The sequence below is a fragment of the Selenomonadales bacterium 4137-cl genome, assembly GCA_032334055.1.
Lineage (GTDB): Bacteria > Bacillota > Negativicutes > Sporomusales > UBA7701 > Anaeroselena > Anaeroselena agilis.
In genome coordinates this window covers 3,412,103-3,427,084 of the sequence record JAUOZS010000001.1, presented here as the reverse complement: position 1 = coordinate 3,427,084, position 14,982 = coordinate 3,412,103, and the positions used below count along the sequence as shown (strand labels likewise).

The following is a 14,982-nucleotide window of genomic DNA, read 5'->3' as shown; positions in this document are numbered from 1 at the left end:
GGTGGCTGATAAGCAGGAACTGGCGCGGATTTTCGCCGAGGTTGCGGTGCTGCTGGAACTGAAGGGGGAGAATCCTTTCAAGATCCGGGCATACGAGACGGCGGCGCGGATTCTGGAGGAGCTGGATGGCGACCTGGAAGACTTCGTGGCCAGCGGGCGGATGGATGCGACCAAGGGGATCGGCCAGGCGCTCGGCCTCAAAATCCGCGAGTTTTTGGCCGACGGCCGGGTGAAGTATTTCGAAGAACTGAAGGCCGCGGTTCCGGCGGTACTGTTCGAGCTGGTGAAGATTCCCGGTCTGGGGCCGAAGAAAGCGCTGCAGCTTTACGAGAAGCTTGGAGTGAATTCGATCGGCGAGCTTGAGTACGCCTGCCGCGAAAACCGCCTGGTGGCGTTGCCGGGGTTCGGCGCAAAGACCCAGGAGCGGATTCTGCAGGGGATCGATTATGTTAAAAGGTTTCAGGGGCAGTTTCTCCTGGTCGATGCCTGGCCGCTGGCCGAGAAGGCGGCCGCCTGGCTCGAGGGCCAGCCGGGAGTGGATCGGGCTGCGGTGGCGGGCAGCATACGCCGCCGCAAGGAGACGGTGAAGGATATCGATGTCGTTGTGGCGGCGGCCGACCCCGCGGCAGCGACGGAGCTCGTGGCCGCGATGCCCGGGGTGGAAGCGGTGCTCGGCCGGGGGCCGACCAAGACGAGCGTCAGGCTGGCGAACGGGATGAATATGGATGTTAGGGCCGTGATGCCGGAGGAGTTCGCCGCCGCGCTCCACCACTTTACGGGCAGCAAGGAACATCATGTGGGCCTGCGGGGCCTGGCCAAGGATAAAGGGTTGAAGATCAATGAGTACGGGATCGAGACGGCGGTCGGCGAGCGGCTGCCGGTGCCCGACGAAGCGGCTTTCTACCGGATGCTGGGGCTGGCTTATATCGAGCCGGAGCTGCGCGAGGGTTTGGGCGAGATCGAAGCCGCGGCTGGCGGGACGCTGCCGGAGCTGGTGACCGCCAGGGATATTCAGGGTGTTTTTCACGTGCACACGACCTTTTCCGACGGCAGCGCGACGCCGGCGGAAATGGCGGCGGCCGCGAGGGAGCGTGGCTGGGGTTATCTGGGGGTGAGCGACCACAGCCGCACGGCGGTTTACGCCCGCGGCCTCCGGCTGGAGACGGTGGCCGAACAGCGCCGCGAGATCGAGCGTCTGAACGCGGCCAACCCCGACTTTAGACTGATGGCGGCCATCGAATGCGATATTTTGCCCGACGGTTCGCTCGACTATCCGGACGAGGTGCTTGCGGAGTTCGATTTTGTCATTGCCTCCGTCCATTCCGCTTTCCGCCAGAGCGAGGCGGATATGACGCGGCGGATCATCAGGGCGATGGAAAATCGGTATGTGGGCGTTCTCGGCCACCCCACCGGCCGGATACTGCTGGCCCGGGACGGGTACGGGGTCGACCTGGGGGCAGTCATCGCCGCGGCGGCAACCACGGGCACGGTTATCGAAATCAACGCCAGCCCCTATCGCCTTGATCTCGACTGGCGGTGGTGCCGTAAGGCGAAGGAGACGGGGGTGCTTTTGGCGGTTAACCCCGATGCCCACGCGCCGGCTGAGCTTGATTATGTCCGGTACGGCGTCGCCGTGGCCCGCAAGGGATGGCTGTCGGCGGCCGATATCGTGAACACGCGGCCGGCGGCCGAGGCTATGGCCTTGCTGAGACGGAAAAGGGCCTGACCGGCCGGCAAGGAATAGGAGAAGCACCGCCGCCGGGCGGTGCTTCCGTTTGGTCACGATGCGTCTTCCATATCGGGGGTGTATTTCTTCACCTGGTTCCGCCCTGCCCTTTTCGCGGTGTACAGGGCCTTGTCGGCGGCGGAAATGAGGGCGTTTTTGCCAGCTGCGTCGACGGGGTAGGTGGCCACGCCGATCGATACGGAGACGCGCCCGTTGGTCATTTTTTCGCGTCCGTAGAAAGGGTGGGCCGCCACGGCCCGGCGCATGCGCTCGGCGATGTCGAGCGCCGCCTCGGTGTCTGTGGCGGGCAGGATGATGATGAACTCTTCGCCGCCGTAGCGGGCGGCTATGTCGTCGTTTCTTACGTTGGCCATGAATAGGGCGGCGAGTTCGCGAAGCAGGGTGTCCCCGCGCTGATGTCCGAAGGCGTCGTTGTATCGCTTGAAGTGGTCGATGTCGATCATCAGCGCCGACAGCGGCTGGTTTTGCGGCACGGTCAGCAGGCTGGTAAGCAGCTCCTGGAAGTGGCGATGGTTGATTAGGCCGGTCATGCCGTCGAAGTTGGCCTGCCAGGCGAGGTCGCTGTAGCTGCGGTGAAAGGCGAGCGATTTTTTGAGGGCCCAGTCGAGAATAAGGGTGGCGAGGGGAATCATCAGCAGTTCTATTATGGTCAGCCGCCAGAAGTTGGCGGGGGAAACGTAGGGGGAGTAGTAGTCGAAAGCGCCGGTGAAAAGGCTTAGGATTGCCAGCGCGCCCATGAAGATGGCGGCATTGGCGAGGGCGGCGGCGGTCACGCCCCAGCCGGCGGGCAGGAACCGGGTTGTCAGGAAGGCGACCGGCCCGTACAGGAAAGCCCCTGCCACCCACCACAGCCAGCCAGGGCCGCCGAGTAAGAGGCGGAAAACGACGGTGAAGAGGGCTACGACGGCGCTTTTGGCAGGGCCTAGGTAGACGCCCGCCAGGGTAAGAACAGCCAGCCGCAGGTCGAACCTGATGCCCTGGGAGGGGACGAGTTCAACTTTGAGAAGCATGGCACAGGCGGCCAGCAGGCAGAAGAAGAGGACGGCCTGAAGGTCGAGGCGCGCAGTCCGGCGTCGCCGGTCGAGCCCTTGGGCGGTATATTTCTGCATAACTAAAGTGATTACTGTGTACATGACCGCGAGATCCTGAAGCAGTTCGAAGGTCATTTCCCACAGGTCGATCTGTAGCAACGGCATATGCATTTTTTATCACCGCCTCGGGTACAATTATCGCCTCCTGTAATTACTTTCGGCTCCGGACGCAAGAAATCCTCCCGGAATCGCCACGAACCCCGGGGGTTCTGCGGTGAGTCGGGGATTGCGTGCGGAAGAAGGCGAATATTGTGTCGGCACCGGCGACAGATTATTACAGGCCGCTGCGGTTGCACACAGCGCCCCCGGCAGGAAATGCGCCTGTAATGCGCTAATAGTTACAAAGGCTCATTGTACATTTCCGGGAAATAACCGATGGCGGGCGGAGGAAAATGGTGGAACGTACGGTTGTTGTCGGTTTCGGCAACTTGCTGATGGGCGACGATGGGGTGGGTATCCATGTGGTGCGCTCTCTGGCGGAGCGAGGGTTGCCTCGCGGCGCGGAGGCGGTCGACGGCGGCGTGGCGTCGTTGGAGATACTGGGCTCTTTGCTGGACGCGGGCAGGATTATCATCGTCGACGCTCTGGCCGGCGGCGGCGAGCCTGGCTCCGTCTACCGCCTGACGCCGGCCGATCTAGGCCAGGCGGAGACTTCGCCCGGTTTTTCGCTGCACGATTTCACCCTGCCACAGACCCTCGCGCTCCTGGCCCGGACGGCCAGCTTGCCGCCTATCGTTATTTACGGGGTCGAACCTGCCGGCATGGACCCGGGGCTTGAGTTGTCTCCGCCGGTGGCGGTTGCGGCCGGGCGGGTCGCGGACTTGATCATCGCGGATTTGGAGGACTGTTTTGATGCATGAGATGGCTATCGCCCAGGGGATTTTGGATATTGCGCTGGCGGCGGCGGCCGAGAACGACGCTGCGACCGTGGCCCGCATCAAGCTGCAGGTAGGAGAGATGACCGAGGTCGAGCCCGAGGCCCTTACCTTTTGCTTCGCCGCGCTGGCGGCGGGAACGGCGGCGGCGGCGGCCGAGCTCGAAGTGGAAGTGCTGCCGCTGGTTGGCCGCTGCCGGGACTGCGGCCGCGAATTCCGGGTGGAACGGTTCCGTTTCCTGTGCCCCGGATGCGGGTCGGCGGGGGTGGAGATCGTCTCCGGGCGGGAACTTAGGGTGGAACATTTGGAGGTGGAATAGTGGAAATCAAGGTTATGGCCAATATCCTCGACAAGAACGACCAACTCGCCGCCGAGGTGAATGCACAGCTTTCCCGCCGCGGTATTTTCGCGCTGAATCTGCTCGGGTCGCCGGGCTCGGGAAAAACTTCGCTCCTGGAGCGGACGATCGCAGCCCTCAAGGACGAGCTGCGCATGGCGGTTATCGAGGGCGACCTGTTTACCGACAAGGACGCTGACCGCATCGCCCGTCAGGGGGTGCCGGTGGTGCAGATCAATACCGGCGGCGGCTGCCACCTGGACGCCAACATGGTCAAAGGCGTCCTGGACAGGCTCGACCTGGAGAATCTCGATTTGCTGATAATCGAAAATGTCGGTAATCTCGTCTGCCCGGCCGAATTCAACATCGGCGAGGATATGAAGGCGACGGTGCTGAGCGTTACCGAGGGCGAGGACAAACCGCTCAAGTATCCGCTGGTCTTCAAGCAGGCCGGCGCGGTCGTCGTGAATAAGATCGACCTGCTGCCTTATACTAGTTTCGACCTGGCTGCCGCTACCGAGGACATTACGAGCATCAATCCGCAGATAACGCTCATTCCGGCTTCCTGCCGCACCGGCGAGGGCCTTGAGGGCTGGTTCGACTGGCTGCGCGGCCGGGTGGCGGCGAAAAAGGCCGCCGCCGGCCGGCAGGGGAATTAAGATGCTGGCTTTGACGGGAGGAACGGTGCTGACGATGGCCGGCCCCGCCCTGCCGGGCGGCACGGTGCTGGTCGAAGGCGGCAAGATTGTCGCTGTCGGCGAGCGCGTGGCCGTACCGGCGGCGGCGACCGTTATCGACACGGCCGGCCGGTATGTTACCCCGGGGATCATCGACGCCCACACCCACCTGGGAGTATACACCGAGGCTTACGCCTGGGCGGGGGAGGAAGTCAACGAGACCAGCAGGCCGACGACGCCGGAGATGGACGTTCTGGACGCCATCAACCCTGACGACGCCGGTTTGGCCGACGCTGTAGCCGGGGGAGTAACGACGGTCATGGTGGCTCCCGGGAGCGCCAACCCGGTGGGCGGCCAGTGCAGCATCATCAAGACCCGCCGCCGCGCGTCGGCGGAAGAGATGCTGCTCAAGCGCCACGCCGGGCTCAAGATCGCCTTCGGGGAGAATCCCCGGCGGGTTTACGGAGAGCAGAAGAAGGCTCCCGTAACGAGGATGGCTACCGCTGCCCTGGTGCGGGAGACGCTGCTTAAGGCGAAGGATTATGTGGCCCGCGCCGGCGAGAAGGACTGGAGATTCGATCTCGGCCTAGAGGCGGTGGCCAGGGTGCTGCGGGGGGAGATGCCGCTCAGGGCTCACGCCCACCGGGCGGACGATATCGTCACTGCGCTCAGGATCGCTGCCGAGTTCGGCGTGGAGGTGATCGTAGAGCACGCCACCGAGGGACATAATATCGCCGAGCTGCTGGCGGCGAGGCAAGCAAGACTGGTGGTGGGGCCAAACCTTACTACCCGCAGCAAGCTCGAGCTCAAGGATCGCAGCTTCGCCGCGCCGGCCGTGCTCGCCGCCAATGGCGTCAGGTTCGCCCTGATGAGCGACCATCCGGTGCTGCCGGCGGCTTTTCTTCCCGTATATGCAGGGCTGGCGGTGCGGTTCGGTCTGTCGGAGGAGCAGGCGCTCCGGGCGATAACGGCCGAGGCGGCCGACATCCTTGGGGTCGGCGAGCGGGTGGGCCGCATCGCGGCCGGTATGGACGCCGATCTGGTGGTGTGGGACGGGCCGCCGCTGGCGGTGGCTTCGCGGCCGCGGCTGGTCATCCTCGATGGAGCCGTAGGCGAAGTCGACGCCGCGCAGACGATCGCCGCCTGGCGAGAATAAGGGATAGTGCGACCCGCCACCGTGAAGGGGGCGGGTCGCTTTACGCGCTGGTCTGGTAACAAACGGTACCATGGCGGAAATAAATGATTCCGAAATTGTAAACTATTGTTTCCAACGCGGGCAAAAAGTCTGCCCGGCCGTCGCCTCTGTGTGCTGGCATGAAATTTGCATCCTTTAATCGTGTTAAGCACATTCAAGCTAGCGGGAGGAATAAAGATGATTATCGGGGTTGCGAAGGAAATCAAGAATAACGAAAACCGGGTGGCTCTCACCCCCGCAGGCACGGCGACTCTTAAAGCAGCCGGCCACGAAGTAATGGTGGAGGCCGGCGCGGGGCTCGGCAGCGGCATCAGCGACGCGGCTTACGAAAAAGCGGGGGCCACGATTGTTGCCGACAAGCGCAAGCTGTTCGACGACGCCGAGATGATTATGAAGGTCAAAGAACCGTTGGCACCAGAGTATGATCTCTTCCACTCCGGGCAGATTCTTTTCACATATCTGCATCTGGCGCCCGAGCCTGCGTTGACGAAAGCGCTCCTCGACAAGCAGGTTGTCGGCATCGCCTATGAAACGATCGAGGGCCCCCACAGGTCGCTGCCGCTGTTGACGCCGATGAGCGAAGTGGCTGGCCGGATGTCGGTGCAGATCGGCGCTCAGTTTCTTGAGAAGCAGTGGGGGGGCAAGGGCATCCTTCTCGGTGGCGTGCCGGGGGTAGAATCGGCCCAGGTCGTCATCATCGGCGGTGGCGGCGTCGGCACCAACGCCGCCAAGATGGCGGTGGGCATGGGGGCCAGGGTAACGATTATCGATAAGTCGATCGAACGGCTCAATTATCTCGATGACCTGTTCGGCGGCCGGGTAATGACGATCATGTCCAACAGCTACAATATCGCGTGCTGGGTCCGCAAGGCCGACTTGTTGATCGGCGCGGTGCTGCTGCCGGGGGCCAAAGCGCCCAAGCTGGTTAGCGAGGAGATGGTCAAGGCGATGGAGCCGGGCTCGGTGATTGTTGACGTCGCCATCGACCAGGGCGGCTCGGTGGCTACTATCGACCGCGTTACCACGCACAGCGACCCCGTGTATGTAAAGCATGGCGTTGTACACTACGCGGTGGCCAACATGCCGGGAGCGGTGGCCCGTACGTCGACGTTCGCGCTTACCAATGCGACCATCGATTACGCGCTGCAGATCGCCAGTAAGGGTTACAAGCAGGCGATTATAGATAATCCCGGTCTTGCCAAGGGCGTCAACGTCGTGAACGGCAAGGTAACCTATCAGGCTGTCGCCGATGCTCTCGGACTTAAGTACACGCCGCTGGCCGAAGCGCTGGGGTAGGCTGGAATAAGCGGCCGTAGACGGGGTGGTGAATTTTCACCACCCCGCTTATATTTCTTGTAGGAAAAATGTAGAGTGTTGTCGAAGAAAACCAAACATAGGCACTTATTATGTATAGACACTTCGAAGGCGACTGAAGGAGTGGGGACATGGCCAAAAGACGCGGCGGCGGAGGCGGCGGCGGGGGAGGTCACGATGCGGCCGGCATGATGCGCTGGCTATTGACCTATGCTGATCTTATCACCCTGATGATGGCTTTTTTCGTCATCATGTACGCAATGAGCAAGGCGGATGTGGCCAAATTCAATGCTTTGAAGAATTCCCTGGCAGTGGCTTTCCGGACCGAGGGCTCGGCTTCCAGTCTCATTTATACCCAGCAGGGTACCCAGCCGGTCGAACAGGTCGTCAGCCTGGACGGCAGCAAGGACACGGAAGATTTTCAGGATATCATCCGCAAAGTGCAGGCGAATGTCAAGGATCAGCGAAAGGTTATGTTCGTTGTCGACGAACGCGGACTGACGATCCGCTTCCTGGATAACGTGCTGTTCGACCTCGGCGACGCCGAGCTGCGTCAGGACGCGTTGGGCATGCTGGACGCGGTCGGCAAAGCGCTGAAGAATGCCGCGCGCTATGTGCGGATCGAGGGCCATGCCGACAATCTGCCGATCAATACGGTGCGGTTCCCTTCAAACTGGGAACTGTCGGCAGCCCGGTCGATAGCGGTTACGCGCTATCTGATAGACAAGCACGGCGTCGACCCCAAACGCCTGGCCTCGCTGGGTTACGGCGAGTACCGGCCGCTATATCCCAACACTTCGGAAGAGAACAGGGCGAAAAATCGGCGGGTGGATATCGTCATTCTCCGTACCGAACGATCCGGTGGCGAGATAAGAACTTTTGATCCGATTAAAAGATAAAAGTATGGAGGCAGTATGGCACTGGACGATTGGGAGCTTTTTAAGCAGAAATTGTTCGTAAAATCCAACATCGACCTTAACCAGTACAAGCCCGCGCAGATGCAGCGCAGGATAACCAACCTGATGAACCGTCACGGCGTTTCGACTTATATGGCCTTTTTTCAGCTTCTTGAGGGCAATGCCAAGATTTATAAGGATTTCATCGATTATCTGACAATCAACGTGACCGAGTTCTTCCGCACGCCGGAGAAGTTTGTCGAGCTGGAGGAAAAGGTTGTTCCCGATCTCCTGGCGCGCAGTTCGCGGCTCAATGTCTGGAGCGCCGGATGTTCGACGGGCGCCGAGCCGTATTCTCTGTCGATGATCCTGCTGCAGAAGGCTCCCGCGGTCCGCCACCGCATCCTGGCGACCGATCTGGATGTGGAGATGCTGGCCAAGGCCAAGCAGGGAGTTTACGCGTCCGGCGAACTGAAAAATATTCCGGTGCAGAGGCTGGAGAAGTATTTCACCAAAAATGGCGACAGTTACGCTGTCAAGGATGAAGTCAAAGCGATGGTGGAGTTTCAGCGCCACAATTTGCTGCTCGACAAGTTTGAAAGCGGTTTCGACCTGATACTCTGCCGCAACGTGGTCATCTATTTCACCGAGGAGGCCAAGGATGCCCTCTACCGCCGGTTCTTCGCCGCCCTGAAGCCAGGTGGGGTCTTTTTCGTCGGTGGTACCGAGGCGATCCTTAATTTCCGCGAGATCGGCTTTCAACACTATCTGCCTTTCTTTTACCGCAAGCCGTCATAGCACTCCCCAGCCTGCCAGCAGGCGGAAGGTGTGGAGCAGGCCGCGGAGGAAGGTTTTAACAAGGGTGCGTTCGCTGACTTCACAGTTGGCGACAAGATCGACCGTTTTTTTCGCCTTGTCGTCGACGAAAAAGACAACTTCGCCGATTTTCTGGCCCCGGTATACCGGGGCCCTTATCGTTTTCGGCAGGTCGACCTCTACCGTAACCCGCGAGTAGTCGGCGGTGGGAACGACGAGGGCGGCGGGGCCGGCGGCGACGGCGTCGACTGTCGCGGCGAGGCCGCGTTCTACGGGGAGGGTTGCGATCAGGGCGCCCTGGTCGGCGTAGTCGTATAAATCGTAGTTGTCGAATCCGTATTTCAGAAGCTGCATCGAGTCGTACCAGCGGGAATGGTCGTGGAGGACGACGGCGATGAGCTTGTGGTTGCCGCGGGTGGCGCTGGAGACCAGACAGGGTCCTGCCTCGCCGGTTGTGCCGGTTTTCACTCCGTCCGCTTCTTCGAGCATCCAGAGCAGCTTATTGGTGTTGCGGAGGTTGATGTCTTTTTCGCGTCCGCGCCGGTCGAGCCATTCGATGCTGATCTCCTTGCTGCCGACGATGGCGGCGAAGGTCGGGTCGGCGAGAGCGTAGCGGGCCAGGAGCGCAAGATCGTAAGCTGAGGAATAATGGCCCGGGGCGCTAAGCCCGTGGGGGTTGCGAAAGTGGGTGTCGGTGGCGCCGAGGGTGCGGGCCCGCTCGTTCATTCGCGCGACGAACGCATCGCTCGATCCGTCCAGGTGTTCGGCGATGGCGACGGCGGCGTCGTTGCCCGAGCGCATCAGCAGGCCGGTGATAAGCTCGCGCAAAGAGAGGATCTGGCCTGAGTAGAGGTGCATGGACGAGCCCCGGGTGGCGGCCGCCCGGAGGCTGACCCTTACCGGGTCGTCAAGCCGACCGTTTTCGATGGCGAGAATGGCGGTCATAATCTTGGTGGTGCTGGCCGGCGCGTTGCGGTCGCGGCTATTCTTTTCAAACAGTACTTCGCCGGTTTTGGCGTCGATGAGCACGCCGGCGCGCGCTTTTATCTGCGGCGGGGCGGCGGCCGCGGCCGGCAATACCAGACATATGCCGATGAACACGGCCATGAGGGTGAGGGTTATGCGCTGCCAAGCCATGCTGTCCCTCCAGTGCAAACTAATAAAGTATATTGCCGGCAAGGGCGGTTAATTCCGCCGGATGTTCGGATAAAGGCATAGCGGCTATGCGAGAAAGGAATGCCGCCGGGGCAGGATTTTTGCCGGCCGGCACCGTATTTTTTTAAGACTAACGTTATTGAGAGGGGCGATTTCAATGATTAAAACTGATCCGCTGGTTATGATTCCCGGGCCGACGCCGGTGGCCGATCCCATCCGGCAGGCGATGGCGACCCAGACGTACGGTCATACCTATGGCGGTTTTGTGAAGGCTTACAAGGAGTGCCTGGCAGGCCTCAAAACCATTTTCCAGGCCGAGCAGATGATCGTCGTCGGCGGGGCCGGCACGCTGTCGATGGAGATGGGGCTGATAAATACCGTAAGGGCCGGCGAAGAGATTCTCGTCGTCACCCACGGGGTGTTCGGCGACCGTTACGCTTTGGTGGCCAAGGCGCTCGGCATCAAGGCCGACGTATTAAGCTGCCCGGTGGGCGAGCGCGTGCCGCTGGCGGAGATCGAGGCAAAGCTGGCGGCGAAAAAGTACGCCGCTATCACCCTTACCCATGTCGATACTTCTTCGGGCGTCATGGCCCAGCCCAAGGAAGTGGGCGAACTGGCCAAAAAGTACGATACCCTGTTCATCCTTGACGGCGTGTGCGCCAGTGCCGGCATCCCCGAGCCGATGAAGGACTGGGGCATCGATATGATCGTAACCACTTGCCAGAAGGCCTTCGGAACGCCGCCCGGCCTGACGATGGTGGCTATCGGCGCCAAGGCTCTCGCCCGGCGCGAGGCGCTGGGCACCGTCCCGACCTACTATAGCGACTGGAAGAACTGGCTGCCGATCATGGATAATCCGTCCACATATTTCGCCACCCCGCCGGTCAATCTGATCCTGGCGCTGAACGAATCGGTCAAGATCATTTTGGCCGAAGGGCTGGAGAACCGCTATGCCCGCCACGATCGCATCGGCCGCAGCGTGCGGGCCGGTCTCGCGGCGATCGGCGTAAAGCCGGTCACGGCCGCCGCGGCGCTGGCGCCGACCCTGACGGTTGCCTATTACCCCGCCGGGGTGGACTGCGCCGCCTTCCGGGCCAAGATGGAGGACTACGGCGTTGTCGTGGCCGGCGCTCTGGGCGAGATCAAGGGCAAGGCGTTCCGTATCGGCCATATGGGCAACGTCTGCATCACCGAGATCGTGAAGACGCTGTCGTCGGTGGAACGGGCCCTCAACGCCCTGGGCGTACCGGTCCAATCCGGTGCGGCGGTGGGCGCGGCCTGCGCCGAATGGGACAAAGCCGCTGCTCCTTCTTGCTCGTGCGGTTGCGGAAAATAAGCATCACGAAAGGCCGGGGATTTTTCCCCGGCCTTTAAATTGTTTTGCCGGAGCCGCTTAGAAATCCACAGATACTAGGCGGGCCGAGGAAGCGCGCGAGACAGTACTTCGGGGTGTACGGCGAGCGCGCTCCCGCAGGACCAAGTGCGCCGTTCTTGGCGCTTAAGCGCTTTAGAACGGCGGCCTCCCCCTTGCGGGGGCAACGTAGATGGGGGCTTATCAGCGGCTCCCCTATTTTGGTTTATAAGGTTTAAGCTGCTGCCACTGACTGGCTATTTGCTCGTCATACCTCCTGATGGTGGCGGTGCGTTCGTTCCTGAGGGCCTGGATGCTGCCGAGAATGTTCTGATCGAAGGCATAGACCTTGTTTTTGGGAACGGTGACGGGTTGGGCGTACTCTTTGAGGCGGGTGGCGGCTTTAATGTTGGTTTTGCCTTCCTTGACGATGGCCGCCGGCTCTAGCATGTCGGACCCCTCGTACCGATGGATAAGGCAGTTGGGCTGCAGGTGGTCGATTACGCTCTTGTTGTCGCCTTCAAGCACGACGGGGCAGCCGCAGCCGGGACACGCGCCCGTGTCAATGGTCAGCCAGGAGTGACAGCTGGCGCATATTATTCCTTCCATGATTACACCTCCGCGTGAGTAGTTTGCCCCATACCCGTCCCGTGTATTTGCGGAGTGGGGGAAAATGTGTTGACAAGGGCGCGTCCGGTCTGCTATACTCATACCAAAATACATATATTAGCATCGATGACCAGGAAGAGTACACATGGCAAGAGGGTTACAGCGAGCCAACGGTGGTGGGAGTTTGGCACTGCTCGACATGTCGAATGGGCCTGGGAGATACGGTCCGATCCGCAGCCGCGGGGTAGGCGCCGTCGGGATCTTCCTCCGTTAACGGGAAGCGGGTATCGGAGCTTGGCTCCCGTACCATGTAAAGCTGGGCCGCTCAGGCGGCCAATTAGGGTGGCACCGCGGGTTAACCCCTCGTCCCTTCACCGGGACGTGGGGTTTTTATATTTTGGGCGGGAGGTTTGACGATGACGGCAATGGTGTTCGAGAATTTTAGCTATGCATACGACGGCGCCGAGAAAGCGCTGGACGGCGTCAGCCTTACCGTGGCCCGGGGCTCGTTCACGGCGGTGGCCGGACCGAGCGGCGCGGGCAAGACGACGCTTTGTCTGGCGGCGTGCGGCGTGGTGCCTCATTACTTCGGCGGCAGCATGGCGGGCGGCGTCAAGGTGGCGGGTCTGGATACCGCCGGCAGCAGTATGGGGGAGCTTTCCGCCCATGTTGGCACGGTGCTGGAGGACTACGAGAGTCAATTGGTGACGATGACGGTGGCCGAGGAGGTCGCTTTCGCGCTTGAGAATCGCGGCGTCGAGCACGGCATGATCGCCCGCCGGATCGGCGAGGTGCTGGCTCAGGTAGGGCTGGCGGGGATGGAGGACCGGGAGGTCGGCTCGCTGTCGGGCGGGCAGAAGCAGCGCCTGGCGATCGCTTCGGTGCTGGCGACCAGGCCGGGAATCCTGGTGCTGGACGAACCGGCCTCGGCTCTCGACCCTGAAGGGGCCGAGGATTTATACGCACTGCTGGCCCTTCTCAACCGCGAGTACGGCATGACGGTGCTGGTGGTGGAGCACGATTTGGCCCGGGTGCTTGCTTACGCCGATAACATCGTGGTCTTGGCCAGCGGACGGGTGGCCTGCGAGGGACGGCCGGAGGAGGTGCTGCCGCTGATCGCTCGCCGGGAGGATCTGGCGGCGATGGTGCCGCCGCTGTGGCAGCTCAAGTTCGGCCTGGAAGACCGGCTGGACGCCGGGTTTGCTCCCTGGCGGCACGCGGGCGAGGCGGTGGAGGAGTTGGGCGGCTTTATCGGCGCCCGGCACCGGGAGGGGACGAAAAGTGCTTGAGATCGAAAATGTGAGCTATTGCTATAAAGCTGGGCGATACGCCGTCCGTGACGCGAGTCTGAAGGTCGGCGAGGGCGAATTCGTGGCCATCGCCGGCCGCAACGGCAGCGGCAAAACGACGCTGACCAGGCTGGTAATGGGTCTGCTGCGGCCGGCGGCTGGCAAGATAATGCTGGATGGCCGTGAAACGGCCGGGAGCGCGACGGCGGTGATTGCCCGCCAGGTCGGTTATGTGTTCCAGAATCCGGACAGGCAGATTTTCCGCGATGCGGTGGCGGAGGAGGTTGCCTACGGACCCGAGCAGCTCGGGTTTTCCGCCGGCGAGGTAAGGGAGGCGGTCGCTGCGGCTCTGGAGGCTACCGGCCTTGCGGCGCTGGCCGCCGCTTACCCGCGGACGCTGTCCAAAGGGCAGAAGCAGCGCCTGGCGATCGCGTCGGCGCTGGCACTGTCGCCGCGGCTGCTGATCCTCGACGAACCGACCAGCGGGCAGGACGCGCGCGAGAAGACGGCGCTGATGGAGCTGCTGACCGGGCTGAACGCCAAGGGAATGGCGATCCTGCTGGTCACGCACGATATGGAGCTTCTGGCCCGCTATGCGCACCGAGCGGTGGTGATGACCGCCGGCCGGGTGGTATTCGACGGCGGCGTGCGCGAGCTGTTCGCCGGGGAAGCCGACGTGAGCGCCTGGGGCCTTCGCGAGCCGGCGGCGGCGAAGGTGGCCAGAGGACTTAAGGACCATGGCGTAATGAGTGGATCGGTCGTGCCGGAGGAATTGTGCGGCGAAATCTGTGCGACGAGGAGGAGACTGTATGCGTAAGACGGCGCCCCTGACGAAACTCGCGATGGTTTTTCTCGTGTCGCTGTGGGCGATGCTGCTTGATTCGGCCGCGGCCCTGGCGCTGCTGGCGGCCGCGCTGCTGGCGATGTTCGCCCTGGCGCGGGTGCCGGCCGGAAGCTACAAGGCGCTGGGCAGCCTGGGCATCTTCGCCGCGGGGCTTGCGGCCATGCAGTACGCGCTGGGGGCGGAGGCGGAGTTTTCGGCGGTCGTCGGCCTGCGCATGGCGATGATGACCGGCCTGTTCATCCTCCTGCTGGCCACCACCCGCATCCAGGATCTTACCGCCTCGCTGGTGCGTCAGCTGCGCGTACCTTACGAATACGCCTTCATGGTGACGGCCTCGCTGCGCTTCATCCCCGACCTGTTGGCCGAGATCAAGGCAGTGCAGGAGGCTCAGGCCTGCCGGGGTTATTCCAACCGGGGGAGCGTGGCCCGGAGGCTGAAGAATTACCTGACGATCGTGCAGCCGCTGGTGCTGCGGTCGGTGGCCCGCTCGGAAACGATGGCCATGAGCCTGGAGCTGAGAGGCTTCGGCGCCAGCCGGGCCGGGAGTTACGGCACCAGCATCGCTTTCGGGGCCCGCGACTACTTGACGCTGGCCACGCTGGCGGCCGGCACGGCGATGATCGTGGCAATGCGGTTTTATCGATAGTTCTGCAGCAGACTCCAAAGTAGGACTTAGTAGGCAACCGAATATGCGAAGTCGAGGATCGGGAGTAGTATCCATGCAGGAGAGTCGCAGCGAGCCAACGATGGTGTGAGGTTGGCACCGCTCGGCATGGCGAATGGACC

At 62.1% G+C, this 14,982-nt stretch carries 15 protein-coding genes and 1 other annotated feature; of the genes, 12 read left to right on the top strand and 3 right to left on the bottom strand.

Going from position 1 to position 14,982, the window contains the following annotated elements; genetic code table 11:
* Window position 1 precedes the first annotated feature (1 nt).
* A complete protein-coding gene (gene polX, locus Q4T40_17895) occupies window positions 2–1,726 on the top strand; it encodes a DNA polymerase/3'-5' exonuclease PolX (protein ID MDT8903110.1) in 1,725 nt (574 codons plus the stop codon).
* A gap of 53 nt (window positions 1,727–1,779) precedes the next feature.
* Here polX and Q4T40_17890 read toward each other — a convergent pair whose 3' ends face one another.
* Complete coding sequence (locus tag Q4T40_17890; protein ID MDT8903109.1) at window positions 1,780–2,949, bottom strand: diguanylate cyclase; 1,170 nt, start codon at window positions 2,947–2,949, stop codon at window positions 1,780–1,782.
* A 281-nt stretch (window positions 2,950–3,230) separates the two neighbouring features.
* Between Q4T40_17890 and Q4T40_17885 the strand changes: the two genes are divergently transcribed.
* The 7 genes from Q4T40_17885 to Q4T40_17855 all read left to right on the top strand — a co-directional run bounded on the left by Q4T40_17885 (window position 3,231) and on the right by Q4T40_17855 (window position 8,930).
* Entirely contained in the window at window positions 3,231–3,698 is a 468-nt protein-coding gene (locus tag Q4T40_17885; protein ID MDT8903108.1) for a hydrogenase maturation protease, read from the top strand.
* Complete coding sequence (hypA, locus tag Q4T40_17880) at window positions 3,691–4,032, top strand: hydrogenase maturation nickel metallochaperone HypA (GenBank protein MDT8903107.1); 342 nt, start codon at window positions 3,691–3,693, stop codon at window positions 4,030–4,032. The genes Q4T40_17885 and hypA overlap by 8 nt, the downstream gene beginning before the upstream one ends.
* Complete coding sequence (gene hypB / locus Q4T40_17875; protein ID MDT8903106.1) at window positions 4,032–4,709, top strand: hydrogenase nickel incorporation protein HypB; 678 nt, start codon at window positions 4,032–4,034, stop codon at window positions 4,707–4,709. Before hypA ends, hypB begins: the two co-directional genes overlap by 1 nt.
* A 1-nt stretch (window position 4,710) precedes the next feature.
* On the top strand, window positions 4,711–5,883 hold the full coding sequence (locus Q4T40_17870; GenBank protein ID MDT8903105.1) for an amidohydrolase: 1,173 nt from the start codon (window positions 4,711–4,713) through the stop codon (window positions 5,881–5,883).
* Window positions 5,884–6,099: 216 nt separating this feature from the next.
* Window positions 6,100–7,218 (top strand): alanine dehydrogenase, encoded by a 1,119-nt coding sequence (gene ald, locus Q4T40_17865; GenBank protein MDT8903104.1) that lies wholly within the window; start codon window positions 6,100–6,102, stop codon window positions 7,216–7,218.
* Between the two features lie 149 nt (window positions 7,219–7,367).
* Window positions 7,368–8,135 (top strand): OmpA family protein, encoded by a 768-nt coding sequence (locus Q4T40_17860; GenBank protein MDT8903103.1) that lies wholly within the window; start codon window positions 7,368–7,370, stop codon window positions 8,133–8,135.
* A gap of 15 nt (window positions 8,136–8,150) precedes the next feature.
* On the top strand, window positions 8,151–8,930 hold the full coding sequence (locus Q4T40_17855; GenBank protein ID MDT8903102.1) for a protein-glutamate O-methyltransferase CheR: 780 nt from the start codon (window positions 8,151–8,153) through the stop codon (window positions 8,928–8,930).
* Here the strand turns inward: Q4T40_17855 and Q4T40_17850 are convergent.
* The gene (locus Q4T40_17850; protein ID MDT8903101.1) at window positions 8,925–10,085 is read right to left on the bottom strand and encodes a D-alanyl-D-alanine carboxypeptidase family protein; all 1,161 of its coding nucleotides are present in this window, start codon (window positions 10,083–10,085) and stop codon (window positions 8,925–8,927) included. The genes Q4T40_17855 and Q4T40_17850 overlap by 6 nt on opposite strands.
* Window positions 10,086–10,260: 175 nt before the next feature.
* Here Q4T40_17850 and Q4T40_17845 point away from each other — a divergent pair, with 175 nt between their 5' ends.
* Window positions 10,261–11,439 (top strand): alanine--glyoxylate aminotransferase family protein, encoded by a 1,179-nt coding sequence (locus Q4T40_17845; protein ID MDT8903100.1) that lies wholly within the window; start codon window positions 10,261–10,263, stop codon window positions 11,437–11,439.
* Window positions 11,440–11,670: 231 nt separating this feature from the next.
* Here the strand turns inward: Q4T40_17845 and Q4T40_17840 are convergent, their stop codons facing one another.
* On the bottom strand, window positions 11,671–12,063 hold the full coding sequence (locus Q4T40_17840; protein MDT8903099.1) for a hypothetical protein: 393 nt from the start codon (window positions 12,061–12,063) through the stop codon (window positions 11,671–11,673).
* Between the two features lie 117 nt (window positions 12,064–12,180).
* Window positions 12,181–12,437: a binding site (T-box leader), on the top strand.
* A 42-nt stretch (window positions 12,438–12,479) separates the two neighbouring features.
* Here Q4T40_17840 and Q4T40_17835 point away from each other — a divergent pair.
* From Q4T40_17835 to Q4T40_17825, 3 genes are read left to right on the top strand one after another with little or no spacing between them, the layout of a single operon-like run.
* Window positions 12,480–13,352, top strand: a complete 873-nt coding sequence (locus Q4T40_17835; GenBank protein ID MDT8903098.1) for an ABC transporter ATP-binding protein — start codon at window positions 12,480–12,482, stop codon at window positions 13,350–13,352.
* A complete protein-coding gene (locus tag Q4T40_17830; GenBank protein ID MDT8903097.1) occupies window positions 13,345–14,169 on the top strand; it encodes an ABC transporter ATP-binding protein in 825 nt (274 codons plus the stop codon). Before Q4T40_17835 ends, Q4T40_17830 begins: the two co-directional genes overlap by 8 nt.
* On the top strand, window positions 14,162–14,842 hold the full coding sequence (locus tag Q4T40_17825; protein MDT8903096.1) for an energy-coupling factor transporter transmembrane component T: 681 nt from the start codon (window positions 14,162–14,164) through the stop codon (window positions 14,840–14,842). Before Q4T40_17830 ends, Q4T40_17825 begins: the two co-directional genes overlap by 8 nt.
* Window positions 14,843–14,982 lie beyond the last annotated feature (140 nt).

Coding starts and splice junctions, on each gene's coding strand:
- Q4T40_17855 (MDT8903102.1), top strand. CDS start 8,151: ATGGCACTGGACGATTGGGAGCTTTTTAAGCAGAAATTGTTCGTAAAA.
- Q4T40_17825 (MDT8903096.1), top strand. CDS start 14,162: ATGCGTAAGACGGCGCCCCTGACGAAACTCGCGATGGTTTTTCTCGTG.
- Q4T40_17885 (MDT8903108.1), top strand. CDS start 3,231: ATGGTGGAACGTACGGTTGTTGTCGGTTTCGGCAACTTGCTGATGGGC.
- Q4T40_17860 (MDT8903103.1), top strand. CDS start 7,368: ATGGCCAAAAGACGCGGCGGCGGAGGCGGCGGCGGGGGAGGTCACGAT.
- Q4T40_17845 (MDT8903100.1), top strand. CDS start 10,261: ATGATTAAAACTGATCCGCTGGTTATGATTCCCGGGCCGACGCCGGTG.
- Q4T40_17890 (MDT8903109.1), bottom strand. CDS start 2,949: ATGCATATGCCGTTGCTACAGATCGACCTGTGGGAAATGACCTTCGAA.
- Q4T40_17835 (MDT8903098.1), top strand. CDS start 12,480: ATGACGGCAATGGTGTTCGAGAATTTTAGCTATGCATACGACGGCGCC.
- Q4T40_17840 (MDT8903099.1), bottom strand. CDS start 12,063: ATGGAAGGAATAATATGCGCCAGCTGTCACTCCTGGCTGACCATTGAC.
- Q4T40_17870 (MDT8903105.1), top strand. CDS start 4,711: ATGCTGGCTTTGACGGGAGGAACGGTGCTGACGATGGCCGGCCCCGCC.
- ald (MDT8903104.1), top strand. CDS start 6,100: ATGATTATCGGGGTTGCGAAGGAAATCAAGAATAACGAAAACCGGGTG.
- hypA (MDT8903107.1), top strand. CDS start 3,691: ATGCATGAGATGGCTATCGCCCAGGGGATTTTGGATATTGCGCTGGCG.
- Q4T40_17850 (MDT8903101.1), bottom strand. CDS start 10,085: ATGGCTTGGCAGCGCATAACCCTCACCCTCATGGCCGTGTTCATCGGC.